Below are 17,035 nucleotides of genomic sequence, written 5' to 3'. Positions count from 1 at the left end.
CGCTACAGGGGTGCGGCGGGCTGGCCGCCGGGCGGCGGGACCGGCTCGGTGACCTCCACCGGGGGGAGTCCGGCGGACTGCGGCCAGCCACCGAGCCAGGTCTGCCGCTGCCGCCACACCTCCCGCCAGTAGCCGGCCCGGCCGGTCAGCCGGGCAGCCATCGCGCGGATCGCGATCCCGACCAGCAGCAGCGCCCGACCCGCTGCCGCCCGGGACGGGGACCAGCGCAACCGTAGGAAGGTCACCTGACCACGCAGCAGCATGACCCGCTTGCCGGCACTGGTCGACGCGGCACCGCCCACGTGCACCACCCGAGCCGTCGGCACCAGGATCGGCCCGGCGCCGATCGCGGTGGCCCGCAGGCAGAGGTCGAGATCCTCGCTGTACATGAAGAAGTCCGGGGTGAAGCCGTCGAGCTGGGCGAAGAGGGACCGCCGGACCAGCAGCAGGCAGCCGGAGGCGGCCGGCACCAGGACCGGCGCGGACCGGTCCAGCCAGGGCAGCGCCTCCCGGTTGAAGAGGCGGGACCGGGGAAACACCTTGGACAGGCCGGTGGCGAAGCAGGTGAGGGTCCAGAGCGAGGGCGGGCCGAAGACCGAGTGTCCGTCGTCGGTGCCGTCCGGCCCGAGGGTCCGCCCGACGTAGATGCCGTGCCCGGGCCGGGCCCGGGTGAAGGCCAGCAGTTCCCCGATGACGTTGCCGACCGGCTCGGTGTCCGGGTTCAGCAGCAGCAGCCAGTCGCCCCGGGCCCGGGCCGCACCGACGTTCACCGCCCGGCCGAAGCCGACGTTGCTGGCCAGCCGCACCACCCGGGCCTCCGGGAAGGCCGCCGCGACCGCCGCCGCCGACCCGTCGGTCGAGGCGTTGTCGACCACGATCACCTCGTACGGCTCGGCTGGGCAGGAGGTGCGCAGCGTGGCCAGCGCGGTCAGGATCAGCTCGCGGGTCTGGTAGGAGACCACCAGCACGCTCACCACCGGGTTCACGGCGCCGCTCCGGTCACACCGTCGGCCCCGGCCGGTCCGGCGACCCGACTGGACTCGTCGCGGCCCCACCGGTCCCGCACCGCGGGTCGGCGGGCCGCGGTCGCGGCCAGCAGGGTCAGCCCGAGGTAGCAGAGCCCGGCCGGCAACAGCCACGGCCGGGGCAGCACCACGTCGACCAGCCAGGAGGTACGCCGGGCCGGGCGTACCCGCTCGTCGGCGGCGCGCAGGCTGGCGTTGCCGGCCCGGACCCGGCCGAGCCGACGCAGCAGGTCGGCGGTGCGCCGGGGCGTGGCCACCACCGTCGCCACCTCGGTCACCTCCCGCTTCTCCGCCTCGGTGAACCGCCCGTCCAGGAAGAGGTCGTCGGCGACCACGTCGGGAAACCGGCCGAACCGGGCCCGGCCGGCCGCCGAGAGCGCGATCGCGCCCCGGCCGAAGAGCGCGTTCCGGTACGCCGGATGCCGCCCGTTGATCGCGTAGTACCCGCGTACCAGCAGGGGCCGCCCGGTGGTGTCGAGCCGGCGGCGCGGCGCGGCGGCCAGCGTCCCCGGCGCGGTGACCGCGGCGGCCAGCGCGCGGGCACCGGCGGTGGAAAGCGCGATGTCGGCGTCGAGATAGATCCGGGGAAAGGCGGTGACCGCCTCGTCCCCGGCGTTCAGCGCGGCCGGCTTGCCCGGCTCGGGCAGTTCCCGCACGAGCACCCCGGGCACCGACCGGGCCACCGCCGCCGTCGCGTCGGTGCAGCCGTTCGCCACCACGACCACCTCGAACTCGCCCGGTTCGGCGTCGGCGAGCAGGGTCCGCAGGGTCCGGCCGAGCACCGCCGCCTCGTCGTGCGCGGCCACCACCACACTGATCACCACGGCGCCCGCCCGGTCAGCGCGAGCCGGATCTTCCGGGTGGCGTTCCGCCGGCGCAGCCGCCAACCCTGGTATTCCCGCAGGTCGAGCGGGGCGGCCTGGACCACCCGGGCCGAGTGCCGCATCTGCTGCGTCCACTCCGCCACGGTCGTCACCCCGGTACGCCGGGCCGACAGCGGCCGGCGGGCCATGAAGTCGTCGTCGGTGCGGTAGATGGTGTGCGGGCTGCGCGGGTCGTCCATGTGGTCCTCGGGCAGGAACGGGTGGTACCAGCCGTTGAGCCAGCCGAGCCGGGCGGTCCGCAGGCACCAGGCGGTGAACGTCTCGTCCCCGGCCAGCGGACCGACCTGCTCCAGCGTCTCGCGCTTGATGAGATAGCCGCTGCCCTGCACCCAGTGGTTACGGAACAGCCGGTGCCCGTTCGGATAGTCCGCCAGTTTCGCCGCCACCAGCGCCTCGTCGACGTCCTCGGCCGGAAACCGCCAGGTGCCGATCACCCCGAAACCAGGTACGTCCAGGTGTGCCTTGCGCAGGATGGTCAACCAGTCGGGATCGGGCAGGCAGTCGTCGTCCACCTTGCTCAGATAGGAGCCGGTCGCCTCGGCCCAGAGCCAGTTGGTGGGCTCGGTGAGCCCGGCGTTGACCGGGCTGTGCCGGAACCGGTGCACCCGGGGATGGTGCCGCAGTTCCTCGACCGCCTCCAGGGTCGGCCGGTCGGTGCCGTTGTGCCAGAGCCACACCCGGGCGTCCGCGGTGCAGGTGTCGAGCAGGTGCGGCAGCGACAGCCGGACGTACTCCGGCCGGTCGTACGTGATCATGAGAATGTCGATGCCACCGTCGCCGGTCATCGCCACCGCCCACCTCCGCTCGGGTTTGCGGAACTGGCCGCTTGCCGCGCCCCGCCCCGTCATGGCTGTGCCGCCGCCGGCACCGGCCCGGCTTCGTCGCTCTGCCGGCCCGGTCGGCCCGACTCGATCAGATTGGTGCGTTCCGCCCTGGTCAGCCGCCACAGCGCCCCGGTCAGGCCGAGCAGCACGTGCACCGTGATGAAGAACGTCGTGAAGTACATCGAGTCGAAGGTGAACCCGGAAACGGCGGCCACCCCGATCGCCACCGCCAGTACCGCCGCGAGGTCGCGGTCCCGTTCGGTACGGGCGAACCGGCGTACCCGGCCGGCGACCACCACTCCGGAGAGGAAGAGGACGGTCAGCCCGGCCACGCCGATGATGCCGCCCTGGACCATGGTGGTCAGCCACTGGTTGTCCAGCAGTTGGTAGAGCTCCGGCAGGAAGGTGCCGACCCCGCGCCCCAGCCACGGACGCTCCCGGATGAACGGGGCAACGTAGTCGTAGTCCTCCACCCGGGCCTGCACGCTGGGATCGTTCTCCCCGGCCAGCAGCAGCGACTTGATCGCGGCCAGCAGGCCGGGCCGGGCGACCTGGATCAGCGCGGTGAGGAAACAGCCGACCACAAGCACGTTGAAGGTGGTCCGCAACGGCCAGACCAGGACGAGGAGCAGGATCGCGGCGCCGAGGGCGAATACCCCGGTGCGGGAGAGCGAGATCGGGATGACCGCGGCCTGGAACATCGCCAGCGCGCCGTAGATCTGCCGGTCCCGACGGGTCGACGAGAACCGGGCGAAGTGGATCGCCACCACCAGGCCGACCACCATCAGCACGCTGAACTCGATGTAGTGCCCGGCCGTGCCGGCGACCCGGACCAGCCCGTCGCCGCCCCGGTCGCGGAACCCGACCACCTCCTTGTGGAAGGTCAGCAGCGGCGGCAGCTTCATGTAGGTGGTCAGGTCGATCCGGGTCACGAACTGGACCAGCGCGACGAAGGCCATGAAGGTGGCGCCCCAGCAGAACCAGCGCAGCACCTTGTCGATGCGTTCCCGGGTCAGTACCCCGTCGGCGGCGGCGAGCAGGATCCCGGCCCCGGCCAGCGCCATCAGCAGGGTCCGCTCGGCGCCGTTCGCCTCCAGTACCGGCATCCCGCGCCCCTGGCCGGCGACGTAGGAGAGGAAGAGGGTGACCAGGTAGATCGCCATCGCCCAGCGCATCGGCTGCTGGCCCCGGGTGACCAGGGTGGGGTGCAGCCGGCTCAGCGCCCACCAGACCAGCAGGCCGAACCCGACCATCAGCCCCGGCTTGCCCAGGTCGCTCAGCGGGGGGAAGACCAGCCGGAAGGGGAGCAGGTAGGCAAGCATGATCGACGCGATCACCGCTGCGGTGGCGTCCGGGAAGTGGCGTACGGCGGGGGTGATGCCGTCGTACACGGTGTCGGACCGCCGCGCGGATAGGTAGGTCGGCACGTCGCTCGTCTCGTCCGTGCGCCGTCAGCCGGCGCTCGTGGGCTTCCCGCGGATCATCGGCCTGGATCGTCCACGACGTGCCGGGCGGTGGTGGTGAGCAGGATCGTCTCGTCGCTCGAATGGGCGGGACCGCGCCCGTTGCCGCCCTGTCCGGCCGCCCGCTCGTCGGCCGGCGCGCGGTCCTCGACGGGGTGCGCCGGGGCCCGGTCGGTGCCGTGCCCGCCGCGTCGGGAGAGGGACTGGGTCGGCTCCCGGCCGGGACCGGGCGAGACGGGTGCGACCCGGGTCGCCGGGGCGGGACCCGGGCGCGGCGCGTTGACCACCGCCTGCCCGGCATTCCAGGTCATCGGGGTACGCGCGTCGCGGCGCTGGCCGAGCCGGTTGCTCACCCGGCGCCGGGCCACCGCGTCGTGCACCACGGCGGCGACGGCGGCCAGCAGGAGGCCGATGGCCAGGATCACGACCTGTGCCCGCAACACGTTGGAGCGGGACGGCACGATGTTCAGCCCGGGGTCCAACACCTCGGTGGTGATCTGCTCACCCGGTTTGGGCTTGTACTGCGCCTGCTGCCCGGCGACCTCGTCGTGGATGAGTTGGGTCACCGCCTCGACGGTCTTGCGGGCGCTCTCCTCGCTCGCCGCGGTCACCGCGACTGTCAGGATCGAGCTGCGGGTGACCAGTCCGACCTCGTAGTCGGGGTCGCCGCCGGCCGCCGCGATCCTGGTCCGGGCGGCGTGCGCCGAGGTGGAGATCTGCACCGCCTGGGCCATCGCGTTCTCGCCGATGCGCAGCCACGGGTTGCCGGGCCGGGGTGTCGCGTCCGGCTCAGGGGCCGCCGAGGTGGTCGGCGGCACGAGCAGGATCGCGACCTCGGTCTTGTATTCGGGCTGGATCGCCACTCCGAATGCGAGGGCCGCGCCGAGCGTCACTACGACGACCGGAGCCGAGACGTACCACCGCCGAAACATGAGCTTCAGCAGGTCGAGAAGGTCCATCGGGCGGCCCTTTCGGGTGCGGAAGTGCGGTGCGAGTGGTCAGATCGGCAGGCGCGCGGCATCGGCTCCGTTACCGTGTGAAACTTGGTTGTAGTCGTTCAGCGACGGGCGGAGCAATCGATCCCACAGTCGGATGTACGACTTCACCTGGTGGTCCCAGGCGAGTTCATCGACGAACCGCTGTCTCCCGGTCGCACTCATCGCCGCCCGGGCGGGCTCGTCACTGAGAAGTTGGTCGATAACCTTGGCGAATTCGTCCGGGCTGCCGGTCTGCACGTAACTCGCCGCCGCGTCGGCGGTACGCCGGGTCTCCAGCAGGTCGACCGCGACCACCGGCACGCCCCGGGCGACGTACTCCACCGTCTTGGCCATCGTGTACATCTCGGCCATCCGGCTCGGTCGGTCCGGCTGGATGGCGATCGAGGCGGAGCAGAGCAGCGCGTCGACCTCGTCGGCCTCCAGCCAGCCGGTGAAGCGTACGACGTCGTCCACCCCCCGCTCGGTGGCGAGCCGACGCAGTTCCGGCATGCTCTCGCCGTCCCCGGCGACGACCAGTTCCCAGTCGTCGGTGCCGCGCAGCCCGGCCAGCCGCTCGGCGGCGAGTACGGTCGCCTCGACGTTGTCCTGCGGGTTGATCACGCCGACGTAGACCACCTTCTGTCGGGCGTCGTCGTCGGTCTCCGGGGCGTCGCCGTGCCGCGGCTGTGCCGGGGCGGCTCCGTCGCCGTGCCGCACCTCCGCCAGGGCCGGGCCGTTGCGCACCACCACGACCTTCTCGGGCGGGCAGCCGCCCCGGCCCATCGCCAGTTCCCGGAACGACTCGTTGGTGGCCACCACCGCGGTGGCGGTACGCCAGGAGAGCCGCTCGAAGAGCCGGAGCATCCACAGCACACTCGGCCGGGGTTGCCCCGCCTTGCACTCGTAGAGTTCCGGGCTCAGGTCGTGGTGGTCGAAGACGAAGGGGCGGCCCAGGGCGCGCATCAGCAGCCCGACCACCCAGAAGACGTCCGGCGGGTTGCACGCCTGCACGGCGTCCACCCGGCTGCGCAGCATCAGCCCGAGCAGCCGGGCGGTGACGGCGATCAGTGCCCAGGCGAACTCGGCGGCGAAGGAGAGCACCCCCTTGCCCGCCAGCGGCTGGGGGAAGGAGTGGATCCTGGTGGCGGCGGTGCCGGGCAGCACCGTGAGCCGTCGAGGTCCCCGAGGACAGATCACCGACGCCCGATAGCCGGCCGCCTCCAGTGCCTGGCACTCCCGGATCACCCGACGGTCCCGCTCAGCTGGCAGATTTACCACCACGATCACCACGTGGGGGCGTCGATCGGCCATCTCTAACTCCCATCCGCGCAGCTCGGACGACGTTTTCGATGGAAGGTCGCGGCGTATGCGATTGCGCCGCGACCCGTTTGAACTCGCTCCGACACCAACCCGCTACCGGCCGGTGCCTACCAAGACACTGCTCTACCGGCCCGGTCCGGGCAAGGACCGACGATTGGTGGATGTGTCGAGTTACTTACAAGGTCACGACCGATCGTACGATTGTTCCTTCACTCGCTCATCCGCGTGTCGGGGCTTCTGCGGCAGGTCAGAGCGCTGATCGACACCTATTCGGCGGCATCGATGGGAAACCGTCGGGGAAGTGGACTTTATTGATCTTCGTCCCGATTCGCCATTAGATGCTGGCCGGTCGCGGGTGTTGCGTCGGAGCCTACTCTGTGCCCGAGAAAGGTGAGCGCTGTTCGCGGTCGGGTGTGGACCGTCGCTCGCCCCGTGGAAGGGAAGTGGACCATGCGGCTGCGGCGGGGCTTGCGACTGGGTCTGGTGGCGGCGCTGCTGGCCAGCGTACTGGCGCCGCTGCGCGGAGCGCCGGCCTCGGCGGTGACGCTGCCGACCGGCTTCCAGGAGCAGGTGGTGTTCAGCGGGCTGGACCAGCCGACGAACATCGAGTTCGCCCCGGACGGGCGGGTCTTCGTCGCCGAAAAGGGCGGCCGGATCAAGGTCTACGCCGACCTGGCCGACCCCACCCCGACGGTCTTCGCCGACCTCTCCACGAACGTGCACAACGTGTGGGACCGTGGCCTGCTCGGGCTGGCACTGCCGGCGAACTTCCCGGCGGACCCGTGGGTCTACGTGCTCTACACCTACGACGCGCCACCGGGCCGGACGGCTCCGGTGTGGAACGACAACTGCGGCGACTCCAACAACGGCCGCTGCGTGGTCACCGGCCGGCTCTCCCGGTTACGGGCCAGTGGTGACCTGATGACCGGTACCGAGCAGGTGTTGATCTCCGACTGGTGCCAGCAGTACCCGAGCCACTCGGTCGGCGACCTGCGCTTCGGCGCGGACGGCATGCTCTACGTCACGGCCGGCGACGGTGCCAGTTTCAGCGCCGTCGACTACGGCCAGTTGGGCAACCCGGCCAACCCGTGCGCCGACCCGCCCGGCGACACGATGCGACCGCCGGCCGCCGAGGGCGGGGCGCTGCGGGCCCAGGACGTGCGCAGCGGTGCCGACCCGACCGGGCTGGACGGCGCGGTGCTGCGGCTCGACCCGGCGACCGGAGCGGCGGCGCCGGGCAACCCGGCGATCGACGCGGCCGACCCGAACACCCGGCGGATCGTCGGGTACGGCACCCGCAACCCGTACCGGTTCACCATCCGGCCCGGCACCAACGAGATCTGGCTCGGCGACGTCGGCTGGAACGGCTGGGAGGAGGTCAACCGGATCGTCGACCCCAGGGCCGGGGTGACCAACTTCGGCTGGCCCTGCTACGAGGGTGCCGCCCGGATGGACAGCTACGACAACGCCAACCTGGACCTCTGCGAGACGCTCTACACCGGGGCCGGGCAGACGGCGCCGTACTACGCCTACCACCACGGTTCGGCGGTGGTCCCCGGGGAGAACTGCGGGTCGGGTGGGGACGCCGTCTCCGGGCTCGCCTTCTATCCGGGCAGCGGTGGCAGCTATCCGGCGGAGTACGCGGGGGCGCTCTTCTTCGCCGACTACTCGCGCGGCTGCATCTGGGCGATGCGCCCGGGTGCTTCCGGCGGGCTGCCGGCGCCGGGCAACATCCAGGTCTTCGGGCAGGCCGCCGCCGGCCCGGTCGACCTGGCCATCGGGCCGGGTGCCGAGCTGTACTACGTGGACCTGACCGGTGGGACCGTGCGCCGGATCCGGTACTTCCCCGGCAACCAGCCGCCGACCGCGGTGATCAACGCGACCCCGACCAGCGGTCCCGCCCCGCTCGACGTCACCTTCGACGGCACCGGGTCGACCGACCCGGACCCGGCCGACGCCGGCCGGCTGCGCTACCAGTGGGACTTCACCAGCGACGGTACGGTCGACGCCACCACCCCGACCGCCACCTTCCGCTATCCGACCGTCGGCCGGCACACCGCGACGCTCACCGTCACCGACACCCTCGGCATCTCGGCGCGCAGCACCGTCACCATCCAGCCCGGCAACGTGGCCCCGACCGCCCTGCTGGAGAGCCCGACGGTCGGCACCACCTGGCGGGTCGGCGACACGCTCGGCTTCAGCGGCCGGGCCACCGACCCGCAGCAGGGCGCCCTGCCGGCGTCCGCGCTGCGCTGGAAGCTGCGGATGGAGCACTGCGAGTCGGTCGGCAACTGCCACACCCACCAGCTCCAGGAGTGGACCGGGGTGGCGTCCGGATCCTTCGTGGCGCCGGACCACGAGTACCCGTCGTACCTGGAGTTGGAGCTGACCGCCACCGACGCGCAGGGCCTGTCGAACACGGTGGTACGCCGGCTCGACCCCCGGACCGTCGAGCTGACCTTCGCCAGCGACCCGCCGGGGCTGCGGCTGACCGTCGGCGCGACCACCGGGACGGCCCCGTTCACCCGTACCGTGATCGTCGGCTCGACCAACACGGTGAGCGCGCCGAGCCCGCAGACGGTCAACGGGATGCCGTACTCGTTCACCGGCTGGTCCGACGAGGACGCGGCGACGCACGTCCTCACCGCGCCCGCGACGGCGACCACCTACACGGCGACGTACGCGGGCGCGGCCGGCTGCGGAAACACGGCGTTCTACGTCTGCTCCACCTCGACGGGTAGACCCTGGGTGCCGGCCGACGCCGTGCTGCCGCTCGCCGGTGACGACGAGGTGACCCAGGTGACGCTGCCGTTCCCGGTGCTGTTCTTCGGGCAGAGCTACCGCACCGCCTGGGTCTCCGGAAACGGTTTCCTCTCCTTCACCGACCCGGACGGGCCGCAGCCGATCAACACCGTGCTGCCGGAGGTCGGCGCGCCGAACGCGGCGCTCTATCCGTTCTGGGACGACCTCTGGGTGCGGGCGGACTCCAGCGTGCGGATCGGGGTGACGGGCACCGCGCCGGACCGCCGGTTCGTGGTGGAGTGGCGCAACAGCGGCATGTACGGCTCCAGCTCCGCCCGGATCAGCTTCGAGGCGCTGATCGCGGAGAACGGTGAGATCGTCTTCAACTACCGGGACCTGAACAGCACCGGGCGGGAGCGGGGCGACTCGGCCACGGTCGGCATCGAGAATCCGGCGGGTAGCCTCGCGCTGCCGTACTCGATCAACCGGCCGGCGCTGGCCGACGGTACCTCGATCGTCTTCCGTCCGGTCGATTCGCAACCCTCCGTAGCGGACCGGGGTGAGCGCCGTCAGTCGCCGATCGTCGGCCGACAGCCCAGGTAGCCGCTGTGCGAACGGTTGACCAGGGAGACTGATCGGTCGTTAAGGAGAGCCCGGTCGGCTAGCCGTCCTGGTCGGCCTCGCGACAGCCCGCCTCGCTACTGACGGTGATCCTAAAACGGGTAGTCGCCGTCGGCGGCTCCGTGGAGGGAGGTCGCCATGTCCGCAGTGGTACGGCGAATCTGGGCCCTGACCCTGGCACTCGTGCTGGGCGTACCGGTCGTGGTCGGACTACCCCCGTTCGAACCCGGGCCCGCGGCGGCGATCCCCACCGGCTTCACCCAGCAGGTGGTCTTCACCGGACTGACCCGGCCCACCAAGCTGGTCTTCGCACCGGACGGCCGGATCTTCGTCGCGGAGAAGAGCGGCATCGTCAAGGTCTTCGACAGCCTCTCCGACAACACCGCCACCGTCTTCGCCGACCTGCGCCCCAACGTGTACGACTACGAGGACCTCGGCCTGATCGGCCTGGCCCTGCCGCCGCACTTCCCCGCCGACCCGTACGTCTATCTCAGCTACACCTACGACGGCGTGGTCGGCGGCGGTGCGCCCACCTATCACGACAGTTGTCAGGTGATCGGGAACTGCCGGGCCAGCGCCCGGGTCTCCCGGCTGCGCGCCGACGGCGACGTGATGATCGGCAGCGAGCAGGTGCTGCTGCACGACTGGTGCCACCAGATCGAGAGCCACTCCATCGGCGACCTCGCGTTCGGCCCGGACGGCGGGCTCTACGTCACCGGTGGCGACGGGGCGTCGGCGACCTTCACCGACTACGGGCAGGCGGGCAACCCGTCGAACCCGTGCGCCGACCCGCCCGGGCCGCTCGGCGCCGCGATGGCGCCGCCGAGCGCCGAGGGCGGCGGACTGCGGTCCCAGGACATCCGTACCCCGGCCGACCCGACCGGGCTCTCCGGCACGCTGATCCGGATCTCGCCGTCGACCGGGGCGGCGCTGCCGGACAACCCGCTGGCGGCGAGCAGCGACCCGAACAACCGGCGGATCCTGGCGTACGGGCTGCGCAACCCGTACCGCTGGACGTTCCGGCCGGGCAGCAACGAGGTCTGGATCGGTGACGTGGGCTGGCGTACCTGGGAGGAGATCAACCGGGTGGTCGACCCGGCGGTCGGACCGGTCCGCAACTACGGCTGGCCGTGTTACGAGGGGAACGCCCCGCAGGGCGGCTACAACGCGGCCAACCTCGCGCTCTGCGAGACCCTCTACACCCAGCCGGCCGGCACTGTGACCCCGCCGCACTACACCTACCAGCACAGCCAGCAGGTGGTGGCGGGCGACGGTTGCCCGACCGGCGGCTCGTCCCCGGCCGGGCTGGCGTTCTATCCCGGCACCGGTGGCGGCTATCCGGCGACGTACGCGGGGGCGCTCTTCTTCGCCGACTACTCCCGGGGCTGCATCTGGGCGATGCGTACCGGTGCCAACGGGCTGCCGGACCCGACCCGGATCGTGCCGTTCGCCATCGCCCCCGGGGTGGTGGACCTGCGGATCGGCCCGGAGAACGACCTGTACTACGTCGACCTGCTCGGCGGCACCGTGCGCCGGTTCCACTACAGCTCCGGCAACCAGCAGCCGCGCGCCGTGGCCGGGGCGACCCCGACGAGCGGGGCGGCCCCGCTGGACGTCTCCTTCGACGCCGTCGACTCGACCGACCCGGATCCGGGCGACATCCTCGAATACCAGTGGGACTTCACCGGCGACGGCACCGTGGACGCGACCGGGCTGCACGTCTCCCACCGGTACGCGTCGACGGGCACCTACACCGCCCGGTTGCGGGTGGTCGACTTCGCCGGGCTCAGCGACACCGCGACGGTGCAGATCCGGGTCGGTACGAGTGCACCGGTGCCGGTGATCGAGCAACCGACCGCGGCGCTGCGCTGGGCGACCGGCCAGACGGTCACGTTCAGCGGTGGTGCCACCGACCCGCAGCAGGGGCCGCTGCCGGCCTCGGCGCTGCGCTGGACGCTCGTCAACATGCACTGCAGCACGCCGGAGAACTGCCACAGCCACCCGGTGCGCGAGGTGTCCGGGGTCGCCTCCGGGACGTTCGTCGCCCCGGACCACGAGTATCCGTCCTATCTGGAGCTGACGCTCACCGCGACCGGCAGCGGTGGGCTGACCGGCAGTACCACGCTGCGGCTGGACCCGAGGACGGTGCAGCTCAAGCTCGCCACCACCCCGACCGGGCTGCGGGTCAACCTGAACGGCCGCAGCCTCACCACCCCGAACGCCGTACAGGTGATCGTCGGGTCCACGAACACGCTCAGCGCGCCCGGGCCGCAGCAGCTCGGGCCGGCGACGTACACCTTCCAGGGCTGGTCGGACGGGGGAGCCGCGACCCATGTGATCACGGCACCGGCCGCCACCACCGCCAGCTACACCGCCAGCTACGACGGGGCGCCGGGCAGCTGCGCGGACGGTTTCGGCTACACGTGTACGACGCAGTCCGGCCGGGCGTACCTGCCGGCCGGCCCGACCGAGCTGCCGTTGGCCGGAGACAACGCCACCACCATGGTGGCGCTGCCCTTCCCGTTCCCGTACTACGGGCACAGTTACAGCAAGGCGTGGGTGGACGTGAACGGCGTGGTCTCCTTTGTGGACCCACGCGGCTCGTGGCCGACGAACCGGGCGTTGCCGTACGCCGCGAACCCGAACGCCGCGCTCTATCCGTTCTGGGACGACCTGGTACTGCACCCGGAGTCCCGGGTCCGGACCGCCGTGCTGGGCACCGCACCGGACCGGCAGTTCGTGGTCGAGTGGAAGGACGTGGGCTTCTACGGTGCGACGACCGCGCGGGTCAGCTTCCAGGTGGTGCTCTCCGAGTGGGGGCAGATCGTCTTCAACTACACCGCGCTGAACGCCGGGCGGGAGCTGGGCAACTCGGCGACGATCGGCATCGAGAACCCGACCGGCACCGAAGCGGTGCAGTACTCGATCAACCAGTTGGTGCTGGCCAACGGCAAGGCGATCGTCTTCAACCCGCCGGCCGCGCTCGCCGCCCCGACACCGACCGGCTAGCGGCGCCCTGCACTGCCGCCGGCCGCTTCGCTACCGTGGCCCGTACCGTCCCCGCCCGGGACGGTACGGGCCACCGGCCGGTTCGAGGGGGGATGGTGTGACCGAGGCCGAGTTCCTGACGAGGCTTGTCGAGTTGATCCGGCCAATGCGTCCGGGTCATCCGCTGCGGGTCGCCGTGGACGGCCCCGACGCCGCCGGCAAGAGCAGCCTGGCGGCGGAACTCGCCCGGCGCCTCGCTCCGGTACGCGAGACGATCACCGCCAGCGTCGACGGCTTCCACCAGCCCCGGGCCGTACGCCGGCGCCGCGGCGACCTCTCCGCGGAGGGCTACTACCGGGACTCCTTCGACTACCCGTCGCTGCGCACGTCGCTGCTCGAACCGCTCGGCCCGGGCGGGAACCGGCGGTACCGCACCGCCGCCTTCGACCACCTGACCGACCGGGCTGTCGACCTGCCGCCGGCCCGGGCCACCGACGACGCGGTACTGCTCTTCGACGGCGTCTTCCTGCTCCGTCCGGAACTGCGGGACCAGTGGGATCTGCGCGTCTACCTGGCGGTCAGCCCGGCGGAGTCACTGCGCCGGGCGCTGACCCGGGACCGGGAGCTGTTCGGCAGCGCGGAGGCGGTACGCGAGCGGTACGAGGCTCGCTACCTTCCGGGGCAGCGGATCTACCGGGACGAGGCGGATCCGGCCGGCCGGGCAGACGTACTTGTCGACAACGACGATCCGGCCCGACCGCGCGTACTGCGGTGGCCGTAGCGGGTCGAAGGCGGCCGGCCGGTGCGGTGCCAACCGGCTCGGATGAAGCGTGGCTAACCCGCCGGGACCAGCGGTGCGGTCGAGCCGGCGTCGATGGCCTCGCGGACCTTGTCGAGAGCGCCTCGGATCAGGGCGCCGTAGTCGTCGTCGGGCAGCTCGTCGAGCGCGGCGGCGGCCTCGGCCAGGAAGTGGCGGGCCCGCTCCTCGTGACCGGCGCGGCGGTGCACGTCGGCCAGGTTGAGGTGCAGCGAGGGCAGGAACGCCCGGGCCCGCCACGTGTCGTCGTACTCCCGGGCGCGCTCGTCGGTCAGGTCGGGGAACGCCGCCAGGGCCAGTTCGTCCCAGCGCAGCTCGTCCTGCACCGAGCCCTGCAGGTCCGCGAGGTAGTGGGCGATGGTGCACCGGTGCAGGGCGTCCTCGGCGGTCTCCCACAGGCGTTCCAGACTGGCCCGGGCTCCGTCCCTGTCGCCCGCGACGTTCATCTCCTGCGCCTTGCGGATCTCTTCCATCACGGCATCGGTCACCGCTCGTCCTCCGAATCACTTTTCCCGCGACGCCCCGTGGCGCCGCTTCGACGTGCTCGGGGTAGAGCGTGGTCCCTCAGCCAGGTCGAGGGTCAAGCCCTGGAGTGCCAGACCATCCACCCGGTCGCATCCGGCAGCTGTGATCGTCGGCAATCATGTGCCGTAGCCGTCCGGCGAGTCGATCATTCCGTTGCGCTTGCGTTTTTGGTGTTTGTTGCCCATGCTTGGATTGTGACTGTACGTGAAGACGATCTTCTGACGACCGGCGAGGCTGCGGTGTTGCTCGGCTCGTCACGTCAGCATGTGGTCGACATGTGCAAACGGGGACTATTGCCGTTCGTCAGAGTGGGGTCGCACCGTCGCCTGCGTCGTAGCGATGTCGAAGCGGTGCTGCGGCCAGAGTTGACCCGCGATCAGCTCAAGGCGCTGTGGCTGCACCGCGCGGTCGCGGGGCGTCTGGTCAGCGACCCCGACAGGGTGCTGACGAAGGCAGCGGCAAACCTCGAACGGCTACGCTCTGTACACCCGGACGGAATGGCAGCCAAGTGGCTCGAACGCTGGTGTGCGGTCTTTGACGCCGGGGTGGAGTCGGTCTTGACGGTTCTGACCTCCTATCGTCCTGAGGATGTCGAGTTGCGGCAGAACTCACCGTTCGCCGGGGTCCTGTCGGAGACCGAACGTCGAGCGGTGCTGGCAGCGTTCGCGCAGAGGTGGCGGAGTGACCGGGCGGCATGAGGCGAGAGCATCTGGAGCATGTCCTGCGGGCGGCCTCGCAGATCACCGGCGATCCCGATGTGCTCGTCATCGGAAGTCAGTCCGTGCTCGGTGGGATCGCTGAAGAGGTGCTTCCGCCGGAGGCGACCGCCTCGATCGAGGTGGACGTGGCCTTCTTCGACGACCCCGACGACCGGAAGGCGGATCAGGTCGACGGTGCGATCGGTGAGCTCTCCGCCTTTCACGAGATGTACGGCTACTACGCGCAGGGCGTCAGCGTTTCGACGGCAGTGTTGCCGGCCGGCTGGCGGGACCGGCTCGTCGTGGTAGCGACCGCCAGCACGGCTCCGGGACGAGGCTATCTGCTCGATCCACACGATTGCGTGGTGGCGAAGCTCGTCGCCGGTCGGGAGAAGGACCACGTATTCGCGGCCGCGCTCATCCGGCACGGCCTCGTTGACCCGGCGGTGGTCGCTGACCGGATCGAGACGGTAGACGTCCCGGTCGCCGTACGGCATCGACTCCGAAACTGGATCGCCTACCACCGCAACCAATGAACGACGGGTGCAGACCGGCCCGTCCAGCGGATGCCGGGAGGCCGGCAGTCACGGGTCGGTGGTGCGGCTCCCGGGGGGCCGGCGGCGGGGGAGTCGGGTCAGCACCAGGCGGCGTAGTCGGGTGTCGGTGACCCAGAGCAGCAACCCGGCGACGAGTCCGGCGACCCCGCCCAGCACCAGCAGTTCGACTGCCGGCCCGGCATCCAGCCCGGTCCGGGCCAGCGCCAGCGGCACCAGTGCGGCGGCCACCGCAGCCAGGATCGCCGGCACCGTCGGAGCGAGGAAGGCGGCGATCGACGCGTTCGCGGCCCGGCGCACGGTGACCCAGACCGCGAGGGCGGTCACCACGACCTGCATGCCGACCCCGGCCAGCGCCACCGCAGTCGCCTCGGCCACGTCGCCGTACCCGGTGAAGAGGGTGCCGACGGCGGCCAGCGTCACCACCCCGAGTACGCCCCGGGTCCAGAGGATCGCGGCGAGCTTGCCCGGCTGGCCGATCGCTTGGAGCGCCGGACCGAGCAGTACCCCGTACACGTTGACGGCGCCGAAGAGGCAGAGCAGCCGGAGCGGCACCTCGGTGCCGGCCCACTGCGGACCCAGCAGCGTGACCAGCGGATGCGCCGTCGCCGCGAGTACGCCGAGCACCGGCAGCCCGGCCACCGCCCCGAGGTGCTGTAGCTGGTTGAGCTGCGCGACCAGCGCCGCCCGGTCCCGTTGCAACCGGGACAGCGACGGCAGCGCCACCTGCTGGAGCGAGCGGACCGTCACGTCGACGAGCATGTCCGGCAGCCGGGCCGCCAGCCGGTAGATCCCGGTCGCCACCGGCCCGAAGAAGAGTCCGGTGAAGATGACGTCGGCCTTGGAGCTGAGCATCAGGGCCAGCCCGGCGTTGGCCGAGTGGGCGGAGAAGACAAGCAGGTCCTGGATGCCGGCCAGCCGGGGGCGCCGGCTCGGCCGCCACGGGCAGACCCACCAGAGCACCACCAGGCCGACCGCCGCGTTCACCAACTGCTGCGCCACCAGGGCCCAGATGCCCGCCCCGGCCAGCGCCAGCGCCACCCCGACGACGCCGCTGAGCAGCGAGGCGAGCAGGGTACGGATGGCGACCGCCCGGAACCGCAGCTCCCGGCGCAGCACCGCCTCCGGCACGATCGACAGCCCCTGCAACAGCACCAGTGGGGACAGCGCGACGCAGATGGCGGTCAGTTCCGGCGCCCGGTTGACCAGTGCCCACAGTGGACTCGCGGCGGCGGTGAGTCCACCGATCACCACCCCGGCGAGCACCAGCACCACGAAGGCGCCGTCCAGGTGTTCCGGAGTGAGCCTGTCCCGCTGCACGATCGCGGAGACCAGCCCCTGCTGGATCAGCGTCTGCGCCACGGTGATGAAGACGGTGGCCATCGCCACCAGGCCGAACTCGCTCGGCCCGAGCAGCCGGGCCAGCAGGAAGGTGACCAGGATCGACGAGCCGATCCGGCCGGCGGTGAGCACGTACGACCAGCCGATCGCCGAGCGCAGCCGCCCGCCGCCCGCCGACGGGACCGACTCCGGTGAGGTTTCTGGTGCCGAGACGGGGTGCTCCGGAGCCGTCCTGGCGGGCTGTACCGCGGCCACC

General features: G+C 71.5%; 13 protein-coding genes and 1 pseudogene. 6 read left to right on the top strand and 8 right to left on the bottom strand.

The genetic code is table 11. The features are described 5' to 3' along the window. Positions 1-2 precede the first annotated feature (2 nt). From CLT71_RS16140 to CLT71_RS16115, 6 genes are read right to left on the bottom strand one after another with little or no spacing between them, the layout of a single operon-like run. Positions 3-986, bottom strand: a complete 984-nt coding sequence (locus CLT71_RS16140; RefSeq protein WP_158242247.1) for a glycosyltransferase family 2 protein — start codon at positions 984-986, stop codon at positions 3-5. Beyond that, positions 983-1,849, bottom strand: coding sequence for a glycosyltransferase family 2 protein (locus CLT71_RS16135; protein WP_486483291.1), 867 nt, complete (start codon positions 1,847-1,849; stop codon positions 983-985). Before CLT71_RS16135 ends, CLT71_RS16140 begins: the two co-directional genes overlap by 4 nt. Continuing rightward, positions 1,843-2,694, bottom strand: a complete 852-nt coding sequence (locus CLT71_RS16130; protein ID WP_101371495.1) for a glycosyltransferase — start codon at positions 2,692-2,694, stop codon at positions 1,843-1,845. The genes CLT71_RS16135 and CLT71_RS16130 overlap by 7 nt, the downstream gene beginning before the upstream one ends. 59 nt (positions 2,695-2,753) lie before the next feature. After that, complete coding sequence (locus CLT71_RS16125) at positions 2,754-4,160, bottom strand: O-antigen ligase family protein (RefSeq protein ID WP_101367838.1); 1,407 nt, start codon at positions 4,158-4,160, stop codon at positions 2,754-2,756. Positions 4,161-4,213: 53 nt separating this feature from the next. Continuing rightward, positions 4,214-5,155 (bottom strand): hypothetical protein, encoded by a 942-nt coding sequence (locus tag CLT71_RS16120; RefSeq protein ID WP_101367837.1) that lies wholly within the window; start codon positions 5,153-5,155, stop codon positions 4,214-4,216. Between the two features lie 39 nt (positions 5,156-5,194). After that, complete coding sequence (locus CLT71_RS16115; RefSeq protein ID WP_101367836.1) at positions 5,195-6,484, bottom strand: glycosyltransferase family 4 protein; 1,290 nt, start codon at positions 6,482-6,484, stop codon at positions 5,195-5,197. A gap of 459 nt (positions 6,485-6,943) precedes the next feature. On the opposite strand from CLT71_RS16115, the gene CLT71_RS16110 reads away from it, so the two are divergent. From CLT71_RS16110 to CLT71_RS16100, 4 genes and pseudogenes are all read left to right on the top strand, one after another. Continuing rightward, positions 6,944-9,838, top strand: a complete 2,895-nt coding sequence (locus tag CLT71_RS16110) for a PQQ-dependent sugar dehydrogenase (RefSeq protein WP_101367835.1) — start codon at positions 6,944-6,946, stop codon at positions 9,836-9,838. A 156-nt stretch (positions 9,839-9,994) separates the two neighbouring features. Next, positions 9,995-11,002: pseudogene (locus tag CLT71_RS38035) on the top strand (PQQ-dependent sugar dehydrogenase); the annotation flags it as partial. A 294-nt stretch (positions 11,003-11,296) separates the two neighbouring features. Continuing rightward, on the top strand, positions 11,297-12,865 hold the full coding sequence (locus CLT71_RS38030; protein ID WP_486483684.1) for a PKD domain-containing protein: 1,569 nt from the start codon (positions 11,297-11,299) through the stop codon (positions 12,863-12,865). A gap of 97 nt (positions 12,866-12,962) precedes the next feature. Then, positions 12,963-13,625 carry a nucleoside/nucleotide kinase family protein gene (locus tag CLT71_RS16100; RefSeq protein ID WP_199187614.1) on the top strand — a complete coding sequence of 221 codons (663 nt, stop codon included), beginning with the start codon at positions 12,963-12,965 and terminating at the stop codon, positions 13,623-13,625. A 53-nt stretch (positions 13,626-13,678) separates the two neighbouring features. On the opposite strand, the gene CLT71_RS16095 is transcribed toward CLT71_RS16100, so the two are convergent. Next, entirely contained in the window at positions 13,679-14,134 is a 456-nt protein-coding gene (locus tag CLT71_RS16095; protein ID WP_101371493.1) for a hypothetical protein, read from the bottom strand. A 246-nt stretch (positions 14,135-14,380) separates the two neighbouring features. On the opposite strand from CLT71_RS16095, the gene CLT71_RS16090 reads away from it, so the two are divergent. Together CLT71_RS16090 and CLT71_RS16085 are read left to right on the top strand one after the other, a co-directional pair. Next, positions 14,381-14,884 carry a helix-turn-helix domain-containing protein gene (locus tag CLT71_RS16090; protein WP_101371492.1) on the top strand — a complete coding sequence of 168 codons (504 nt, stop codon included), beginning with the start codon at positions 14,381-14,383 and terminating at the stop codon, positions 14,882-14,884. Then, complete coding sequence (locus CLT71_RS16085) at positions 14,881-15,420, top strand: DUF6036 family nucleotidyltransferase (protein ID WP_101367833.1); 540 nt, start codon at positions 14,881-14,883, stop codon at positions 15,418-15,420. The genes CLT71_RS16090 and CLT71_RS16085 overlap by 4 nt, the downstream gene beginning before the upstream one ends. Positions 15,421-15,468: 48 nt before the next feature. Here the strand turns inward: CLT71_RS16085 and CLT71_RS16080 are convergent, their stop codons facing one another. Beyond that, positions 15,469-17,034 (bottom strand): lipopolysaccharide biosynthesis protein, encoded by a 1,566-nt coding sequence (locus tag CLT71_RS16080; RefSeq protein ID WP_101367832.1) that lies wholly within the window; start codon positions 17,032-17,034, stop codon positions 15,469-15,471. Position 17,035 lies beyond the last annotated feature (1 nt).

Source organism: Plantactinospora sp. CNZ320 (genome assembly GCF_002846275.1).
This window is presented reverse-complemented; position numbering and strand designations above follow the sequence as displayed.